At 64.1% G+C, this 18786-nt stretch carries 17 protein-coding genes; 7 read left to right on the forward strand and 10 right to left on the reverse strand.

Annotation, left to right across the window (positions count from 1 at the left end; all coding sequences use genetic code 11):
* The first annotated feature begins 318 nt into the window (after positions 1–318).
* On the forward strand, positions 319–1020 hold the full coding sequence (locus tag K32_RS04865) for a FadR/GntR family transcriptional regulator (RefSeq protein WP_201402953.1): 702 nt from the start codon (positions 319–321) through the stop codon (positions 1018–1020).
* A gap of 72 nt (positions 1021–1092) precedes the next feature.
* On the opposite strand, the gene K32_RS04870 is transcribed toward K32_RS04865, so the two are convergent.
* The 4 genes from K32_RS04870 to K32_RS04885 all read right to left on the reverse strand — a co-directional run bounded on the left by K32_RS04870 (position 1093) and on the right by K32_RS04885 (position 4114).
* Positions 1093–1845, reverse strand: coding sequence for an amino acid ABC transporter ATP-binding protein (locus K32_RS04870; RefSeq protein ID WP_201404346.1), 753 nt, complete (start codon positions 1843–1845; stop codon positions 1093–1095).
* A 65-nt stretch (positions 1846–1910) separates the two neighbouring features.
* A complete protein-coding gene (locus tag K32_RS04875) occupies positions 1911–2564 on the reverse strand; it encodes an amino acid ABC transporter permease (protein WP_201402954.1) in 654 nt (217 codons plus the stop codon).
* Positions 2561–3226: an amino acid ABC transporter permease gene (locus tag K32_RS04880; RefSeq protein ID WP_201402955.1), complete on the reverse strand. Its 666-nt coding sequence runs from the start codon at positions 3224–3226 to the stop codon at positions 2561–2563. The genes K32_RS04875 and K32_RS04880 overlap by 4 nt, the downstream gene beginning before the upstream one ends.
* Before the next feature lie 18 nt (positions 3227–3244).
* Complete coding sequence (locus tag K32_RS04885) at positions 3245–4114, reverse strand: ABC transporter substrate-binding protein (RefSeq protein WP_201402956.1); 870 nt, start codon at positions 4112–4114, stop codon at positions 3245–3247.
* Between the two features lie 713 nt (positions 4115–4827).
* On the opposite strand from K32_RS04885, the gene K32_RS04890 reads away from it, so the two are divergent.
* Positions 4828–5487, forward strand: a complete 660-nt coding sequence (locus K32_RS04890; protein ID WP_201402957.1) for an aspartate/glutamate racemase family protein — start codon at positions 4828–4830, stop codon at positions 5485–5487.
* A gap of 175 nt (positions 5488–5662) precedes the next feature.
* On the opposite strand, the gene K32_RS04895 is transcribed toward K32_RS04890, so the two are convergent.
* From K32_RS04895 to K32_RS04920, 6 genes are all read right to left on the reverse strand, one after another.
* The gene (locus K32_RS04895) at positions 5663–6409 is read right to left on the reverse strand and encodes a GntR family transcriptional regulator (protein ID WP_244669849.1); all 747 of its coding nucleotides are present in this window, start codon (positions 6407–6409) and stop codon (positions 5663–5665) included.
* Between the two features lie 313 nt (positions 6410–6722).
* The gene (locus tag K32_RS04900; RefSeq protein ID WP_201404348.1) at positions 6723–7970 is read right to left on the reverse strand and encodes an SfnB family sulfur acquisition oxidoreductase; all 1248 of its coding nucleotides are present in this window, start codon (positions 7968–7970) and stop codon (positions 6723–6725) included.
* Positions 7971–8019: 49 nt separating this feature from the next.
* Positions 8020–8832, reverse strand: coding sequence for a MetQ/NlpA family ABC transporter substrate-binding protein (locus K32_RS04905; protein ID WP_201402958.1), 813 nt, complete (start codon positions 8830–8832; stop codon positions 8020–8022).
* Positions 8833–8863: 31 nt separating this feature from the next.
* On the reverse strand, positions 8864–9523 hold the full coding sequence (locus K32_RS04910) for a methionine ABC transporter permease (RefSeq protein WP_201402959.1): 660 nt from the start codon (positions 9521–9523) through the stop codon (positions 8864–8866).
* Positions 9513–10538, reverse strand: coding sequence for a methionine ABC transporter ATP-binding protein (locus K32_RS04915; protein WP_201402960.1), 1026 nt, complete (start codon positions 10536–10538; stop codon positions 9513–9515). The genes K32_RS04910 and K32_RS04915 overlap by 11 nt, the downstream gene beginning before the upstream one ends.
* Before the next feature lie 91 nt (positions 10539–10629).
* Positions 10630–12039, reverse strand: coding sequence for an LLM class flavin-dependent oxidoreductase (locus K32_RS04920; protein ID WP_201402961.1), 1410 nt, complete (start codon positions 12037–12039; stop codon positions 10630–10632).
* 398 nt (positions 12040–12437) lie between these two features.
* On the opposite strand from K32_RS04920, the gene K32_RS04925 reads away from it, so the two are divergent.
* The 5 genes from K32_RS04925 (at position 12438) to nirD (ending at position 18782) form a co-directional block, all read left to right on the forward strand.
* On the forward strand, positions 12438–13037 hold the full coding sequence (locus K32_RS04925; protein WP_201402962.1) for an ANTAR domain-containing response regulator: 600 nt from the start codon (positions 12438–12440) through the stop codon (positions 13035–13037).
* 26 nt (positions 13038–13063) lie between these two features.
* Complete coding sequence (locus K32_RS04930; protein ID WP_201404349.1) at positions 13064–14260, forward strand: CmpA/NrtA family ABC transporter substrate-binding protein; 1197 nt, start codon at positions 13064–13066, stop codon at positions 14258–14260.
* Positions 14261–14634: 374 nt separating this feature from the next.
* Positions 14635–15981, forward strand: a complete 1347-nt coding sequence (locus K32_RS04935; protein WP_201402963.1) for a nitrate/nitrite transporter — start codon at positions 14635–14637, stop codon at positions 15979–15981.
* 18 nt (positions 15982–15999) lie between these two features.
* Complete coding sequence (gene nirB / locus K32_RS04940; protein ID WP_201402964.1) at positions 16000–18450, forward strand: nitrite reductase large subunit NirB; 2451 nt, start codon at positions 16000–16002, stop codon at positions 18448–18450.
* Between the two features lie 5 nt (positions 18451–18455).
* Positions 18456–18782: a nitrite reductase small subunit NirD gene (gene nirD / locus K32_RS04945; protein WP_201402965.1), complete on the forward strand. Its 327-nt coding sequence runs from the start codon at positions 18456–18458 to the stop codon at positions 18780–18782.
* Positions 18783–18786 lie beyond the last annotated feature (4 nt).

An 18786-nucleotide genomic window follows, 5' to 3' on the forward strand; every position in this document is an offset into this window, starting at 1 on the left:
TATTCTCTGGAGAAGACCAGGCTTACGGTTTTTGCGTAGGAGAAAGTGGGCGCAGCGGGGACGATGTGCATCGAGGGACCTAACGTTTCGAAAGAAAAGTAAGTCAGCCGTCAGTCGCTTCAAGCTGGCCAACAGGTCCAGCCACTTGATCATTAGTCCTATTGAGGCATACTCGTCAATGATGAAACCGGGTAAGCTGCGTTTGCCTTGCTGGACAACGACAGGTCGCGCGACTAGCTTCAGACAAGGTGAACGAACAGCGCATCTAAGGCATTGAGATAAATGAGTAATCCTCCTAAGGGTGAGGATATCGCCCATATGCGCCTGCCTCAACTTGAGACGACCCGCCTCTATCGTCGGATCGCCGAGCTTCTCGAGACGCGGATCGACCAAGGCCTGTTTCCGGTCGGAACATTCCTTCCGTCCGAACGCGAGCTCGCTGAACAGCTTGGCGTCAGCCGCACGTCGGTCCGCGAGGCCTTGATTGCGCTGGAGGTCACCGGGCGCGTCGACGTGCGTCAGGGGCATGGCGTCGAAGTGCTGGCCGGGAAACAGCGATCGGTTCGCCAATCCAGTGACCTAGACATCGGCCCAATCCAGATCCTCGAAGCGCGTCGTGTCATCGAGCCGCGGATCGCGGAGCTGGCGGCGGCCAACCACCGCAAAGAGAACCTCGATGCCATGCGAGCCGCGATGGCGCTCCAGGCGTCGGCTGCTTCGGCGACCGCGGAGAATTACCGCGAAGGCGACCGCGAGTTCCATCTCGAGATCGCTCGCGCCAGCGGCAATCCGGCCTATCAGGTCGTGGTCGACAAGCTGTGGGAGTATCGGACCAAGCCCCTGTTCGAGCGCTTCGAGAGGCTGCTGGTCGGACCGGATCGCCCGCGCGATACGGCTACCGAGCACGAGGCCATCTACGCGGCGATCGAGGCTGCGGATACCGCCGCGGCAGGCCGGGCGATGAAGCAGCACCTGGACGCCGTGCTCAGTGCCTTCATCAAGGGCTCCGCCGCCGACTAGGCCTTCCACGCGTGCTCGCGGGGAGGGGAGTAGCTGAGCTGCGCGTTGCGCCGCGCCGTCCCTGTCTCGCGTTCAGCGATTGCGCATGGCGCGGGAGAGGAAGCTGTGGGTGCGCTCCTGCTGCGGGTTGCGCAGGACGTCGCGCGGCGTTCCGTCCTCGAGAATCCTGCCGTCGGCCATAAAGATCACGCGATCGCCGACATCCTCGGCGAAAGCCATCTCGTGGGTGACGACTAGCATGGTCATGCCGTCCTTGCCGAGCTCGCGCATGACCTTCAGGACTTCATCGACCAGCTCCGGGTCGAGCGCCGAGGTGACCTCGTCGAACAGCATCAGTTTCGGCTTCATGGCGAGCGCGCGCGCGATTGCAACGCGCTGCTGCTGGCCACCGGAAAGCTGGCTGGGATAGTGGCCGGCGCGTTCGGCGAGACCGACGCGTTCGAGCAGGGCCATCGCCATGTCGCGGATCTCGGCCTTCGAGCCGCGACGGTGGGCGAGCGGCGCCTCGCAGACATTCTGCAGCGCCGTCATGTTGGGGAACAGATTGAAATGCTGGAACACCATGCCGACCTGGGCGCGCTGCTGGCGCAACAGCCGCGCCGATACGCGGGCCGGATCGTCGCTGCCGATCTGCTCGCCATTGATGCGGATGGCGCTGCCGGCATCCGGCGTCTCGAGATAGTTGACGCAGCGCAAAAGCGTCGACTTGCCCGAGCCCGAGGCGCCGATGAGGGAGACCACCTGTCCAGGCTCGACCCTCAAGTCGATCCCCTTCAAGACCATCTGCTCGCCCCAGGATTTGCGCAGATTGACGATCTCGAGCATGAAACGGCTGCGGTTGGCGGAAGCGTTGGGGTCGATGGAATCCATCAGCGTGTCTCTTGTCGTGCTCAAGGAAGGCTCACGCGGCGCTGAACCCAGGCCTGAAGCAGGGCAAGCAGCGAGCTCAGGGCGAGATAGGCGACGGCGGCAAAGGCGAGGAACTCCACCGACCGATAGGTCTCGGTGATCTTGGCCATGCTTTCGGCGGTGAGTTCGTTGACCGCGACGATCGAGGCAATCGAGGTGGCCTTCATCGTCACGATGGCGCGGGTGAAATAGGGCGCGCAGAGCACGGGTAGCGATTGCGGCACGAGGATGCGGCGGGTGAAACGCCAGGGCGACAGGCCGAGCGCCTCGGCCGCCTCATACTGGCCCCGGGGCACCGCCATCAGCGCGCCACGAAAATCTTCCGACAGATAGGCGGTGGTGACGAGGGTCAGGCCGATCATCGCCGCGACGAACGGGGGCACGAAGACGCCGAGCGCCGGCAGGCCGTAGAAAGTGAAGAAGAGGATGACCAGCAGCGGCAGCGAACGGATGACGTTGACATAGGTCGCGCCCGCCGTCCGCAGCAGCCTGTTGCGGGAGAGGCGCGCCAGCGCCACCAGGAGCGCGAGCGGCGTGCAAAGCCCCATGATCGCCAGGAACAGCCAGATCGTCGTCTCGACGCCCTTGATCAGGGGATCGATGTTGTCGAGCAGGATGGCGGTGTCGAAATTCATGCCGCGCGCCTCCGGGCTTGGCCCCAGTGCCGTTCGCACCACGTCTGAATGGCGATCAGAACCGCGTCGATCAGGCCGTAGATGACCGCGACGCCGATCAGGATCTCGAAGGGCCGATTGGTCGCCACGATCGCCTGATTGGCCCGGGTGACGAGCTCCATAACGCCGATCGAACCGGCAAGCGCGGTGCTCTTCACGATGTCGGTCGCATTGGAGATGTAGGGCGGCACGATGACGGTCATGGCCTGCGGCAGGATGATGCGGCGCAGCGCCCGAAACGGCGGAAGGCCCATCGCCGCGATCGCTTCGTGCTGGCCGCGCGGCACCGCGCGCAGGCCAGCGGCGACGATCTCCGCGCAGATGAACGTGTTGTAGAGCGTGAAGCCGAAGATCGCGGCCGGCAGCGGATCGAGCCGCCAGTCGAAGGCGATCGGCAGGATGTAATAAGCGCCGAAAAGGATGATCAGCGGCGGCACGCCCCGTGCCAGCCAGCTGAGGCAGGCAACGGCGAGCCGCAGCCACCGGTTTTTCGCCGTGAGGGCGAGACCCGCCACCAGCGCCAGGGGCGCGCTGATGGCGAGCACCGACACGATCAACGCAAGCGTCAGCCAGAAACCTTCCAGAATGTAGGGACCACGGTGCAACCAGACTGAAAGGTCCAAGGCGATCACTCTTTCCGATCAGTAGGCTAGCTTGCTCAGCAGACCGGACGTATCCGGCACGCCCCATTTCTCGTTGATGGCCTTCATCGTGCCGTCGGAGCGATATCGGGCGATCAGGAAATTGACGGCGTTGAGCAGATCGGCCTCGCGGTGATTGACGCAGAAGCTGGCGACGCCGACCGAGGTGGGCTCGGGCAGGATCGTGAACTTGTCACCATCGGGACCTTCCATGGCGGCGGCGGCGATGTGCAGGCCGGTGCCGTACACGTCCATCTGCTTGTTGAGCAGCGCCAGACGGGCTTCGCTGATGCCCGGCAGAGAAAGGACGCCGTCCGGGGAGGCGTTGAGCTTGGTCAGAAGGCTCTGGAGTTCGACTTCGCCCTTCACGCCGCCGAGCTTCTTGCCGGCCATGTCGGCATAGGACTGGATGCCCGAATCCTTGCGCACCATCGCGACGTTGACCTGAACCTGGATGGGACGGGTCAGGAAGAAGTCCTGCGAGGACAGGCGCGCATTCGTCCAGAGCGCGCCTTCACAGCCGAGGTCGAAGCGGTTGGCGACGAGACCCGGAATGACGCCCGGCCACTCGACCTTGGCGAATTCAGGCTTGAGGCCGAGATCGTCCGCCATCTTGGTCCAGAGGTCGATGAGGGCGCCCTGAAGTTCGCCATTGTCGCCGACGAAGGATTCCTTCTCGGTCTGCCCGCTGGTGGCGATCACGATCTTGCCCGGCTCGATTAGGTTCTTGAGTGGCCAGGGCTTCGGCGCGTCGAGGCTGACCTTCATGCTCGACAGGTCGATGCTGTCGGCTGATGCCGGCACCGCGGCAACGACGAGGCAGGCCGCCATGGCGAGGCCTGCGATGGTGGATTTCGAACGGGTCTTCATCGTGATCCTCTCTGGTGTTCCGGACGCCTCGCTGCGGGTCCCGTCCCTTCAGCGCGGGCTCGCCATTCCTGTGGGGCGCCTTCTGAATGACGCTTCCCGGGTCGGTGGACCCGTCCAGCTAGAGCCAACCGAGCATGAAATACAATGAAAATATTGTGAAATATATCATGAGGCCAAATATCGGTATTCATTGCTGAATTTCTCGGCAAAATGCCTCGCGGGATGCCTATGGGGCGAGCAGAAGTTGGACGATGTCAAAAGCGAAGCGGGGCGTCGCATAGCCTCCAAAGACGCGGCTGAGGCGAGCCGCGGCTTCTTTCAGGATGGGAATACCGGCCGCCATGGCGAGCGCGGCGAGGTCGCCCTGTTGGCCGCAAGGTTGCTTCGGGAAGATGCCCGTCGGCCGGCGCCGGTTGCGGCTGACGAGCCGCGTCGCTCCGCTCGGCATGGCCGCGTCGCGCGATATCAGGCGGATTGATCCGGGGCGCCGTCGCCCCTTGAATAATCCATGCCTTGTGATATTTCATAAGAAATTCCTGTGATGTATCGAGCGACGTTCGCGTTCGCTCGATGAGGTCATACCGTGCTCGCTGGCGTCACTCTCGACGATACCAACTTCTTCCCTCCGAACTGCCGAAACGCCCGTGAAACGCCGGCATGTCCGGGGCGCCTGCCGATCGCTCCCTACCGCAACTGACGATGGTCCATTTCCCATGACGCGCATTCTCGTTCTCAACCCCAACAGCTCGGTCGACGTCACGCAGTCGATGGACGCGGCGCTGGATATCCTACGCACGCCGGGCGGTCCCGAGATCGTCTGCGCGACGCTGCGGGAGGGCCCTCCCGGCATCGAGACGCAGGAGCATGTCGAGCGCGTCGTTTTGCCGATCACGCGCTATTTCGAGGCGAACCGGGCCGACGCCTATGTCATTGGCTGCTTCTCCGATCCCGGCCTGGCGCTCGCCCGCGAGAACCTGAAGCGGCCGGTTCTGGGCATTGCGGAATCGGCGTTTCATCTGGCGACCGGGCTGGGGCGTCGCTTCGGCATCATCGCCATCAAGCAGGGCTCGATCGCCCGCCACATGCGCTCAGTTCGCAGCCTCGGCTACATGGACCGGCTCGCTGGCGACCGTCCGCTCGACATCGGCGTTACCGAGATGCAGGGCAGCGGCGTCGTCGACCGCATCGTCGAGGTCGGCACCGAACTGCGCGATCGCGACGGCGCCGATGTCCTGATCCTCGGCTGCGCCAGCATGGGCGGCTATCGGAGCGAGATCGAGGATCGGCTCGGCCTTCCCGTCGTCGATCCCACCCAGGCCGCCGTCATGCGCGCCATGAGCACGCTCTCCCTCGGCTACAAGCAGGCGGTGTGAGGTTCGTTTTGGCCGTAGCGCTCGCGGCGCGCGGGGGCTGCTGCGTTCCCTGGACCCCCTTCGAGGCCCGGCATTGCCGGGCACCTCAGGATGATGATGGAGTTTTGGGAATGCAGTCGGGAGGAAGGATACGGCCGCCGACAGACCGGCGAGCTATGGCGGTGAGGGAAGGGGCCTAGAGGCTGATCTGGGCGAAGCCGGGCGAGCTCGTGAGGGCCCTGAACAGGCCCTCGCGGGTGATTTCGTTGTGCTTGATCATGATTTCGCGCGCCGCGACCGGATCGCGCGAGCGCAGCACTTCGACGATCGCCTGGTGATCGCTGATCGTCTCGTTGTTGACGTCGCGAAGGCGCGCGCCGAGGTAGAAGAAGCGCTCCAACTCGTCGATCTGCCGCGTGATCATCAGTTGCAGCCGTTCATTGCCGGACGCCTTGGCGATGGCCGAGTGGAAGTCGCGATTGGCCTTGATGAAGCGCTGCAGGCTCGGCTGCTCGCCGCGCTCATAGACGACATCCGCAAGCTTCTGCAGATGGTCGAGTTCGGCATCGGTGATGCGGGCGCAGGCGAGTTCGGCGGCGCCGGCTTCCAGGATCTTGCGCAGGTCGAACAGCTTGTTCAGGTCACCGAAGGTGATCGGCACGACCTGATAGCCGCGGCGCGGAAAGGTGCGCACAAAACCTTCGGAGCGCAGCGTCGCCAAGGCCTCGCGGACGGGCGTCTTGCTGACGTCGAAGCGCAGTGCCAGTTCGGCTTCCGACAATTCGCGGCCGGGCTCCAGCGCGCAGGTCAGGATCTCCGCGCGCAGGAGATTATAGACCTTGTCGGTCAGCGAAGCCTTGTCGGCCTTCTTGGGAGCGCGCGCCTTCTTCACGGTCGCCGGGATGGCCTTTTCTGCATTCTTGTCGGCGACCAAATCCATCATCCCCAAGTTTAGCCCGTCAGGCCTTCTCGGCTCTTCCGCCCATGAGGCAAACGCCGCATTATATCCTTGCTCATATCAAGCGCTACACGCTCACAATGCCCGATGCAATCCGCACGTGGCATGCGGACTGATATGCCCTCACGCACATCCTCGCGGATAGGATGAGGACGGCGGGAGGCAGTTTCTCGCCGTCCTTTCTGCACCGAGGCTAGACCTTCAGCTCGAAGCGTACCTTGAACGCGGGCCCGCTGGACGGAACATCAGATGATCCTTCTGCGGCGCCAACGGCGTCCTTCACTCGCAGAATGTTCGCCTAAATCCACGAATGCTGGGGCGGTCGCACGCCGTTGAGGTAGTAATTCCCTACGGCATGGTATTTCCAGCGGACGGGATCGTGCAGCGTGTGCGTCCGGGCATCTCGCCACAGCCGGTCCAGATTGTAGTGGCCGAGGGTCGAGCGGGTCCCGGCGAGTTCGAAGAGCTTGTTGGTGGCGCTGAGGGCCACCTCGGTCGACAGAACCTTGGCTTCGGCGTTCGCGATCTTGGCTTCCGCGATCGCTGCATCGCTATTTTCAACGATCGTTCTGTCCAAGATGCGGCCGGCCCGCTCCAGCAGCGCTTCCGCGGCATGCAGTCGGATCTTGAGGTCGCCGATCGCCGCGATCGTGTAGAGGTCGGCCGATGCGGAATCCTCGCCGCTGTCGATCCAGGGACGCGACCGGGTCCTGACGAATTCGATGGTCTCGCGGATCGCCGCGTCCGCTATGCCGATATCAATTGCCGAATGAATAAGCTGGCTCTGCGGGCCGACGGCGCTCGGGTTCTCGTAGACCAGATGAGCCGGCAGGACGCGAGCGGCCGGAATGTAGACGTTCTTCAGCACCACGGTCCCTGACGCCGTGGTGCGCTGCCCGAACGCCGACCAGTCGTTGATGACCTCCAGTCCCGGGGAAGCTCGATCCGCGACGGCGATTACGACACGTCCATCGTCATCGAGGGCGACGATCGGCACGAGATGCGCGAACAGTGCGCCCGTGGAATAGAACTTTTCGCCGGACACCCTGAAACCTTCGCCATCCCGGGTGAGCCGGGTCTCGAAGGCCTCGACGTTCTTGCCCTTGAATTCGGAGAACGCATTGCCGAGCCGATAGCCCTTCAGGACCAGGCCGAAGAGCTCCCGCTTCTGGTCCTCGGAGCCCGTCTGCCGGATCACGTCCAGGATCTCGAAGTTGTTCTGCGCGATCTGCGTCACCGATGCGTCGCCAGACGCCAGGATGGCGAAGACCTTGCCAAGGGTCGCGAAGGAAACACCGGCGCCGCCATACGCCTTCGGCACGGTGATGCCCCAAAGGCCGCTCTGCGAGAAGATGTCGACCTCGGCGAAGGGGAGCCGGCGCTCCCTGTCCCGCTCCGCCGCTTCCTTGGCGAAGGTGGAAACCAGCGACTGGGCAACGGCGATCGCTTCCTCGTCATTGCCGATCACATGGGCGCGGGCCGCCGGTATTTCTGGAAGCCAGCCGTCGGTTCCCGGCTTGGGTTTTGCTGATGCAATTTCACTCATCCAACGTGCTCCTTGCGGCTGGCGTCCAGTTGCAGAATTCGCGGTGCGATCAGAAGGCAGCGATGATTTGCCCCTTGTAGTGATCCGCGATGAACTGGCGCGTCTCGTCGCTGTTGAGGGCCTTGGCGAGAATTCCGATAGCCTTGTCATCCTTGTTTTCGGGACGCGTCACGAGATACTCGCTCCACACGTTGAAGCCGTCCTGGCCGCGATCGATTAGCAGGGACTTGGAGAGGTCGAGCTTGGCCTCGAAAACATAGTTGCCATTGAGCGCCGCAAGATCCACTTCGCTCAATGCGCGGGGCAGGATTGCCGATTCAAGCTCGACGATCTTCAGGTTCTTCGGATTCTCGGTGACATCCTTGATCGTCGGCAGCTTGTCGTCGGGAGCCGTCAGGACGGCCTTGCCGCTCACCTTGATGAGGCCGAGCTGTTGCAGGAGCAGCAGGCCGCGACCGCCGTTCACCGGATCGTTCGGAATGGCAACCGTCGCGCCGTCGGCGAGCTGATCAACGGAGGTGATCTTCGTGGAGTAGGCGACGAAAGGCTCAATGTGGACCGGCACGATCGGCACAAGTTGAGTGCCGCGTTCACGGTTGTAGTCATTCAGGAACGGTCGGTACTGATAGTAGTTCGCGTCAAGCTCGCCCGAGACGAGCTGCGCGTTCGGCTGGATGTAGTCCGTGAAGACTCGAATATCGAGATCGACACCCTGCTTGGCGACGATTGGCTTCACGAACTCGAGGATCTCCGCATGGGGAATGGCCGTCGCCCCCACGGTGAGCTTTTCACCCGCATGGGCGCCCGTGAAGGTGCTGAGTGCCAGGGCGGCTGCGGCCAGAATGGACCGTACGCTTTTCATGCTCATTCTCCTTTTGCTTTGATCGATCGGTTCAACTGCGGGAAAAGCGCCGGACGACGCGGTCGCCCGTCATTTGAATGAGCTGGACGAGCACGATCAGGATCGTGACGCAGACCAGCATGATTTCCGTCTTGAAGCGCTGGTAGCCAAAGCGGATGGCGAGATCGCCGAGACCACCGCCTCCGATGGCGCCGGCCATGGCGGTGTAGTCGATCAGGACCACCGCGGTGAGCGTGATGGCGGCGGCCAGGCTCGGATAGGCCTCGGGAAGCACGGCACGGAAAATCGTCTGGGCCGTCGTGGCGCCCATCGATTCACTCGCCTCGATGATGCCCTTGTCGACCTCGCGCAGAGCCGTTTCCACGAGCCTCGCGAAGAAGGGCGCCGTCCCGACCACCAGCGGAAAGATGACGCCACGCACGCCGAGCGAGGTGCCGGTGACGATCACCGTGACCGGCATCAGCACGATCAGCAGGATGATGAAAGGGATCGAGCGGATGATGTTGAGAACAAACGATATCCCGCCATAGGCCAGCGGCTGCTCCAGCGCCTGGCGCCGGCCGGTGAGAAACAGGAGGATGCCGAGCGGAAGGCCGAACAGGACGGTGAAAACAAGCGATCCCGCGAGCATGGCCAGCGTCTGGCCGAGCGCGCGAAAGATGTCGCTCCAATAGATGGCGTCAAACGGCATCGGCGATTTCCTCCGGCGTCACCCGTTCGACGTGGACGCCGGTATGGCGGAGCAACCTGACCGCGCTATCCTCATCTCCGCCAAAGAGACGCACGACGAACTTGGCATACCGAACGTCGCGGACATGGCCGACGCGGCCTTCGACGATCTCGAAATCCACGCCCGTCTCGCGCGCCGTCAGGCTCAGGGCCGGCTTGTGCGCGGTCTCGCCCGTCAGGGTCAGCCGGTAGAGGCGGCCGGCATCGGCGGGATCCAGATCCACGACGGGATCGAGATGCTCGGCCTCGCGTACCAGCTTCAGCGTCGCCGGATGTTTCGGATGCAGGAAGACGTCGAGGGGCGGCCCGGTCTCGACGACGCGGCCGTGATCGAGCACCGCCACGCGATCGCATGTCTGGCGAATGACTTCCATTTCATGCGTGATGAGCACGATCGTCACGCCGAGATCGCGATTGATCTCGCGAAGAAGCGAAAGCACCGATCGCGTCGTGACGGGATCGAGGGCGCTGGTCGCTTCGTCGCACAGCAGCACCTCAGGATCGTTGGCCAGTGCCCGGGCAATGCCGACACGCTGCCGCTGGCCGCCGGAGAGCTGTTTCGGATATTTGTCGGCATGCTCGACGAGCCCGACGCGCGCGAGCAGCCCCGAAACCTTCGCGTCGATTTCGCGGCGGCGGAGGCGGCCGCCGAGTTCCAGCGGATAGGCGATGTTTCCGGCGACCGTGCGGGAGTTCAGGAGATTGAAGTGCTGGAACACCATGCCAATGCGTCGCCGCAGGCGTCTTAGCTCCTCGCCCCGCGCCGATGTAATCCGCTCATCGCCGAGGAACACGTCGCCTTCGGTCGGTCGCTCCAGAAGGTTGATGGTACGAACCAAAGTCGACTTGCCGGCGCCAGAGGCGCCAATGATGCCGAAGATCTGCCCCGCCGGAACTTCCAGATTGATCCCGTGAAGGGCGCGAGTGATCCCGACACGCGTGGAGAAATCGCGCGCAATGTTGACGAGTCGGATCATGGCCGGGCGACGCTCACGCCGCGAACACCGGCAGCATCGCACCCAGGCGGCGCTTGCAACGGCACCTCGCAAAGTTCAAGAGGAGCGGACATCAGGCCTCTGCGATCGCTGCTTCGATGAGGCTTTCGCGGCGCTTCACAGCCTCGATGTCCCGGTAGGCGTCAGCTGGATGGTTCTTGGGGAGATACGGCCCATCGCCAAAAAGCTTCTCGCGAAGGGTTCCCGGCTTGTAGGCGGTCGGATAGACGCCGCGCTTCTGGAGTTCGGGAACCAGCAAGTCGACGGCCTGCTCGAAACTCTCCGGCGTCACGGCATAGGCGAGGTTGAAGCCGTCGACGTCCGTCTCTTCCGCCCATTCCTGCAGGATGTCGGCGATGGTGCTCGAGGAGCCGACGAAGACCGGCCCGACGCCGCCGATCCCGCCCCATTTGGCCAGTTCATCGACGGTCCAGGTCTTTTCGTTCCCTGCGAAGTGCTCGACCATCGAAACGATCGCGTTGGTCTCGACCTTTTTCAGGGCGTCCGTCGGGGCATATTGACCGAAGTCGATGCCGCTCCACCCGGACATGAAAACCAGCGAGCCATCGTAGGAAACGTAGTTCTGGTATTCCTCGAACCGCTTCTGCGCTTTCTCGTCCGTCTCGTCGATGATCAGGGTAGTCAGATTGTAGATCAGAACCTTGCTGGGATCGCGGCCGGCGGCGGCGACCCGTTGTCTGATCTCGGATACATACGCCTTGAGAAGAGGCTTGGTCGGCGCGCCCACGAAGACGCATTCCGCGTGCGCGGCAGCAAACGCCTTGCCGGGACCGGAGGCGCCTGCCTGATACAGAACCGGCGTCCGCTGCGGCGACGGTTCGGAGAGGTGGTAGCCGGGCACATTGAAGAACTTGCCCTTGTGGCCGATCTCATGAACCTTGCTCGGATCCGTAAAGATGCCACGCGTCGGATCGCGCAGGACGGCGTCTTCCTCCCAGCTTCCCTCGAAAAGCTTGTAGAGCACCTCGACATATTCGGCCGCTATCTCATAGCGGTTGTCATGATTTTGCAGCCCCGCCTGGCCGACGTTCTTCGCGCCGCTCTCCAGATAGGAGGTGACGATGTTCCAGCCCACGCGTCCCTTGGTGTGGTGATCGGCCGTCGAGAGGCGTCGGGCGAAAGTGTAGGGATGCTCGAACGAGGTCGATGCCGTGATGCCTATGCCCAGATGTTCGGTCGCGAGCGCGATCGGCGCGGCCAATTGCAGGGGATCATTGACCGGGATCTGCGCGGCCTGCTCGATGGCGTGATAGTTCGACCCTTTGTAGACGTCGTAATAGCCAATGACGTCAGCGATAAAGATGCCGTCGAAGACGCCGCGCTCCAGCGTGCGCGCCAAATCCTGCCAGTAATCGAGATCCTTGTACTTCCAGGATCTGTCGCGCGGATGCTTCCACAGGCCGGGCGACTGATGGCCGACGCAGTTCATATCGAAGGCATTAAAGCGGATCTGGCGGGGCATGCGGGTTCCAACGAGGACTAATGACAGCAAGCCTAGCGGCGCCCCTTCTTAAAGATAGATAATCTATAGTTATTATCGGCTAATAGTTGGAAGATTTTTCGAAGCATAGGCGCCAAGTCGAACGGGAATACGTGGATTTGGATGTGTTCAGCGCGGGTCGGCGAAATATCTACATCAAGTGATCGACTTGATATCCTGCGCAGCCCTGGCGGAAGGCGTCCCGGCTCCAGTGGCTGAAGGATAGCGAGCCTGCCAGCCGGATCGAGCCCTTGCCGCCCTGGGCAAGGGCCCGTATTGCGTTGGAGACCTCGACGTCCGGCGACTTCAAGCGCAATCGTCTGTGAGGGGGGCGGGAGATTCCGCATTGCGTGGCGGCCATTGCCGGGCATGATGGCGCCATGAATGCCGCCTCAACGCTCCGGATCCTGGTGATCGACGACAACCGCGTTCGCGTCTCCGTCATCGAGGCGGGCCTGCGCGATGCCGGCTATGACCGGGTGACCATCATCCACGACGTGACCGACATCGCGCGGCGCATCGGCGAGATCGAGCCGGATGTCATCATCATCGATCTGGAGAATCCCAATCGCGACATGCTGGAGCACATGTTCCAGCTATCGCGGGCCGTGAAGCGGCCGATCGCCATGTTCGTCGATCGCTCCGACACCGCCTCGATCGAGGCGGCGGTCGCCGCCGGCGTCTCGGCCTATGTCGTGGACGGGCTGCGGCGGGAGCGGGTCAAGCCGATCCTCGACATGGCCGTCAGCCGGTTTCGGGCCTTCTCGCGCATGGAGCGGGAGCTGGAGGAAGCCCGTTCGGAGCTCGAGGGCCGCAAGGTCATCGAGCGCGCCAAGGGGATTTTGATGAAATCGCGCGGGCTTTCCGAGGCGGAGGCCTATGCGCTGCTGCGCAAGACGGCGATGAACCAGAACCGCAAGATCGGCGACATCGCCCAAAGCCTCGTCACCGCCGCGGGCCTGCTCGGGGGCGACCTTTGAGCGACCACGTCATCACCGCCGGCATCATGCCGCTGCTCGACAGCGCGCTGCTCGTGGTCGCCCGCGAAAAGGGGTTTGCCGAAGCCGAGGGGATCGAGCTCCGCCTGGTGCGCGAGATTTCCTGGGCGAATATGCGCGACCGCATGGCCGTCGGCCATTTCGACGTGGCGCATATGCTGGCGCCGATGCCGATCGCCTGCAATCTGGGCCTGACCCCGCTCGCCGTCCCGACGCATGTGCCGATGGCGCTCGGCCTCGGCGGCAATGCCGTGACGGTCTCGAACGCGCTCTGGCGACGGATGGAGGATGCCGGCGCGAAGCCGGATCTCGATCCGGCGCTCGCGGGCAGGGCGCTGCGCGCGGTGCTGCGCGAGCGGGCAAAGGCCGGCGATCCGGTGACACGCTTCGCCGTCGTGCATCCGCATTCCGGCCATGGCTACGAGCTCCGCTATTGGCTCGCCGCCTGCGGCATCGATCCCGAGCGGGATGTCGAGATCGTCATCCTGCCGCCGCCGCTGATGGCGGATGCGCTGGGCGCCGGCCATATCGACGGCTACTGCGCCGGCGAGCCCTGGAACTCGATCGCCGTCGCTTCGGGTGTTGGCCATATCGCCACCGTCAAGGCGAAGATCTGGCGCCTGAGCCCGGAAAAGGTGCTCGGTGTCGCGGCCGGCTGGGCGGCGGAAAACCCGCACGCGCTCGACGCGCTGTTGAGAGCGCTCTATGGCGCGGCGGAATGGTGCGGCAATCCCGGCAATCGCGCCGATCTCGCGGCGCTGATGGCGGAGCCCGACTATGTCGATCGGCCGGCCGAGTGGCTGCTGCCGGCGCTCACGGGAGACATCCCGACGGGCTCCGGCAACAGCGTGCTGGTGCCCGATTTCCTCGTGCCCCATGCCAAGGGGGCGACCTTTCCGTGGAAGAGCCATGCGCTCTGGTTCTATTCGCAGATGGTGCGCTGGGGCCAGATCCCGGCTTCCGACCAGAACGCGGCCATCGCCCGTGAGACCTACCGTCCGGACCTCTACCGCTCCGCGTTAAAACTGCTCGGCGTGGCGTTGCCGGGGGCGAACGCCAAGGTCGAGGGCGCGCTGACCGAGGCGACGCCGGTCGGCTCGGCCGGCGCCAGCTTGGTGCTCGGCCCGGACGGGTTCTTTGATGGCGGCGTGTTCGATCCGGGCAGTCTCGAGGCCTATATCGCGGGCCAGACCGGCCGTTCCTGACGGCGGGCGCCGCGCTCCAAAATCACCGATACAAAAGCAGGCAGTCCGATGCATTGCATATGAATTGTGCAATGCGATGCGAAAGGCTGCCGGATCTCTGCGCGTCGAATGGCGCCGCCGAAAGCGCCTCGATCCGGCGTGGGCCTTGATTTCATGGAACAATTTCGTCCGGCATGAAGTTGGCACGGTTCATGCTGGAATAGTTCCAGGCCCAGTGTAGGGCCACCGAATTGGCGTCCAACGACGGGCGCACCCAGGCAAAGCCGCCGTACAGGTCACGATGCGATCCCCGATCGGGGAGCGCGGTCGACCTCTACGGCGGCTTTTTTCGTTTTCAGTCGCAGCGCGGCCCCCGCCGCACCATGGAGCCAGGAATGACGAATCCAGCCCCGACCAGCGCAGAACCCGATCCGGCCGCCCGTCGCGCCCTGGTCATCTCGACGATCGCCTTCACCGTCTGCTTCGCCGTCTGGACGATCTTCTCGATCATCGGCATCAAGATCAAAGCCGAGATGGGCCTCAGCGAGACCCAGTTCGGCCTGCTCATCGGCATGCCGGTGCTGACGGGATCGCTGGTCCGGATGCTGCTCGGCATCTGGACCGACCGCCTCGGCGGCCGGCTGGTCTATACCGTGACCATGCTGGCGGCGGCGCTTGCGACCTTCCTGCTCGCCTTCGCGACGACCTATCCGCAGATGCTGCTCGCGGCGCTCGGCGTAGGTCTCGCCGGCGGATCCTTCGCGGTCGGCGTCGCCTATGTGTCGCGGTTCTATCCAGCTTCCCGGCAGGGAACCGCGCTCGGCATCTTCGGCGTCGGCAATGTCGGCGCGGCGGTCACCAAATTCTGCGCGCCCTTCGTCCTGCTCGCCTGGGGCTGGCAGAACGTGGCGCTGATCTGGGCGGCGGTGCTCGCCGTCATGGCGGCGGTGTTCTGGTTCACGACCGAGGACGATCCGGTCATCCGCCAGCGCCGCCTCCATAGCGCTGGACCGACCAGGAGCTTCCTCGCCGAATTCGCGCCGCTCCGCGACATCCGCGTCTGGCGCTTCGCCCTCTACTACTTCTTCGTCTTCGGCGGCTTCGTCGCGCTGGCGCTGTGGCTGCCGCGCTACCTGATCGGCGTCTACGGCTTCAATATCGCCACCGCCGGCATCATCGCCGCGGCCTACTCGATCCCCGCCTCGGTCTTCCGCGCCTATGGCGGCGTGCTGTCGGACAGGATCGGCGCACGCACGGTTCTCTACTGGACCTTCGCTGTATCGGCGCTCTGCTGCGCCGTGCTGGCGATGCCGGCGACGGACTACACGGTGCGCGGCATCAACGGCCCGATTGCCTTCCATGTAGAGATCGGCTGGCTGCCCTTCATCGTCGCGGCTTTCGTGCTCGGCTTCTTCATGGCGATCGGCAAGGCCGCCGTGTTCAAGCACATCCCCGCCTATTACCCGCAGAATGTCGGCGCGGTCGGCGGCCTGGTAGGCATGATCGGCGGGCTCGGCGGCTTCGTCCTGCCGATCGCCTTCGGCGCGCTGAACGACCTGACGGGCGTCTGGTCGAGCTGCTTCATGCTGCTCTTCGTCGTCGCCGCGCTCTGCCTCGCCTGGATGCACGTCACCATCCTGCGCCTCGAATATCGCCGCGCGCGGGCGGAGGAGACCCTGGTCTCAAAGGCCATGGCTTCGCCGGCGCTTGCCTCTTCAGCACTTGCCTCTCCGGCCGAATGATCGACGGGAACAGCGAACATGACCGAGAAACTCGTCATCGTCGGCAACGGTATGGCCCCGGGCAGGATGCTGGAGCACCTGCTCGAGGCGGCGCCCGACCGCTATCAGATCACCATCTTCAACGCCGAGCCGCGCGTAAATTACGACCGGATCATGCTGTCGCCGGTCCTGTCGGGCGAGAAGGCGTATGAGGAAATCGTCATCCACGGCGACGGCTGGTATATCAAGCACGGCATCACCCTCTACAAGGGCCACCGGATCGTCGCGATCGACCGCGCGGCGAAGACCGTCACCTCCGACCAGGGCGTGACGGAGAGCTACGACAAGCTGGTCATCGCGACCGGCTCGCAGCCCTTCATCATCCCCGTGCCCGGCAAGGACCTGCCGGGCGTGCTCTCCTATCGCGATCTCGATGACGTCAACGCCATGCTGCTTGCCGCGCAATCGCGCAGCCGGGCGGTGGTGATCGGCGGCGGACTGCTGGGACTCGAGGCGGCGGCCGGCCTCCGGGAGCGCGGCATGGACGTCACCGTCCTGCACGTCATGCCGACGCTGATGGAACGCCAGCTCGACCCGACCGCCGGCTATCTGCTGCAGAAGGCGGTCGAGCAGCGCGGCATCACGGTGCGCACCAAGGCCAACACCAGGGCGATCATCGGCAACGGCAAGGTCGAGGGTGTCGAGCTCGATACCGGCGAGATCCTGACCGCGACGCTCGTCGTCATGGCCGTCGGCATCCGGCCGAATATCGGCCTCGCCAGGGAGGCCGGCCTCGAGGTCAATCGCGGCATCGTCACCGACGATCGCATGCAGACCTCCGATCCCGACATCTTCTCGGTCGGCGAATGCACAGAGGTCGGCGGACGGGTCTACGGCCTGGTCGCGCCGCTCTACGAGATGGCGAGGGTCGCAGCCTCAGCGCTGGCGGAAAGCGAGGACAAGCGCTTCGTCCACGCGGATACGCCGACCAAGCTCAAGGTCACCGGCATCGATCTCTATTCGATCGGCGACTTCGCCGATGGCGACGACCGCGAGGAGATCATACTGCGCGACGCTTCGGCCGGCATCTACAAGCGGGTCATCCTTCAGGACAACGCGATCATCGGCGCCGTCCTGTTCGGCGAGACGGGCGACGGCGCCTGGTTCAACGAGCTGAAGAAGAAGGCGACCGACATCTCGGAGATGCGCGACACGCTGATCTTCGGTCAGGCCTTCCAGGGGGGCGCCTCCTCGGACCCTTTGGCAGCCGTTGCAGCGCTAGCGGATGATGCGGAAATCTGCGGCTGCAACGGTGTCTGCAAGGGGACGATCACGAGCACCATCACGGCGAAGGGTCTGACCTCGCTGAACGACGTCCGCGCCCACACCAAGGCGTCCGCCTCCTGCGGTTCCTGCACCGGGCTGGTCGAGAAGCTGATGTCGCTGACGCTCGGCGACAGCTACCAGCCGGCGGCCGTGCAGCCGATATGCGCCTGCACGGAGCTCGGCCATGACGAGGTCCGCCGGCTGATCCAGGCCAAGGGACTGAAGACCATTCCGGCGGTCATGCAGGAGCTGGAGTGGAAGACCTCCTGCGGCTGTGCCAAATGCCGGCCGGCGCTGAACTATTACCTCGTCTGCGACTGGCCGGACGAATATGCCGACGACTACCAGTCGCGCTTCATCAACGAGCGCGTCCACGCCAACATCCAGAAGGACGGCACCTATTCGGTGGTGCCGCGCATGTGGGGCGGGATGACGTCGGCGAGCGAGCTGCGCGCCATCGCCGATGTCGTCGACAAGTTCGCCATTCCCGCCGTCAAGGTCACCGGTGGCCAGCGCATCGACATGCTGGGGGTCCGGAAGGAAGACCTGCCGGCTGTCTGGGCGGATCTCGGCAGGGCCGGGTTCGTTTCAGGTCACGCCTATGCCAAGGGCCTGCGCACGGTGAAGACCTGCGTCGGCACGGACTGGTGCCGCTTCGGCACGCAGGATTCGACCGGCCTCGGCATCCGCATCGAGAAGTTCATGTGGGGCTCGTGGACGCCGGCCAAGGTGAAGATGGCGGTGTCGGGCTGTCCCCGCAATTGCGCGGAATCGACCTGCAAGGACGTCGGCGTCATCTGCGTCGATTCCGGCTACGAGATCCATTTCGCCGGCGCGGCCGGCCTCGACATCAAGGGCACGGAAGTGCTCGGGCTGGTGAGGACGGAGGACGAGGCGCTGGAGGCGATCGTCGCGCTGACGCAAATGTATCGCGAGCAGGCTCGCTATCTCGAGCGCATCTACAAATGGGCCAAGCGCATCGGCCTGGACGAAATCCGCCGCCAGATCATGGCCGACCTGGACCGGCGCAAGGCCCTCTACGACCGCTTCGTCTTCAGCCAGATATTCGCCCAGGTCGATCCATGGTCGGAGCGCGTCTCCGGCAAGGACAAGCACGAATTCCGGCCCTTGGCGGTCACCGAACTGGCCCCGGCGGCGGAGTAGCGATCATGTGGCTCGACATCGGAGAGATCAACGACATCCCCCGGCGCGGCGCGCGCTGCGTGAACACGCCGCGCGGAAAAATCGGCGTCTTCCGCACGCAGGACGACCGGATCTTCGCCATCGAGGATCACTGCCCCCACAAGGGAGGGCCGCTCACCCAGGGCATCGTGCACGGCGCGTCCGTGACCTGCCCGCTGCACAATTGGGTGATTTCGCTGGAAACAGGCAAGGCGACGGGCGCCGACGAGGGATCGGTGCCGACGATCCCCGTCCGGGTCACGGAGGGCCGGATCGAGATTGCCTTGGGCGAAGCGCTTGTTGCGGCGGAGTAGCCCG

Origin of the sequence: Kaistia sp. 32K, from assembly GCF_016629525.1 — a bacterium.
Taxonomy (GTDB): Bacteria; Pseudomonadota; Alphaproteobacteria; order Rhizobiales; family Kaistiaceae; genus Kaistia.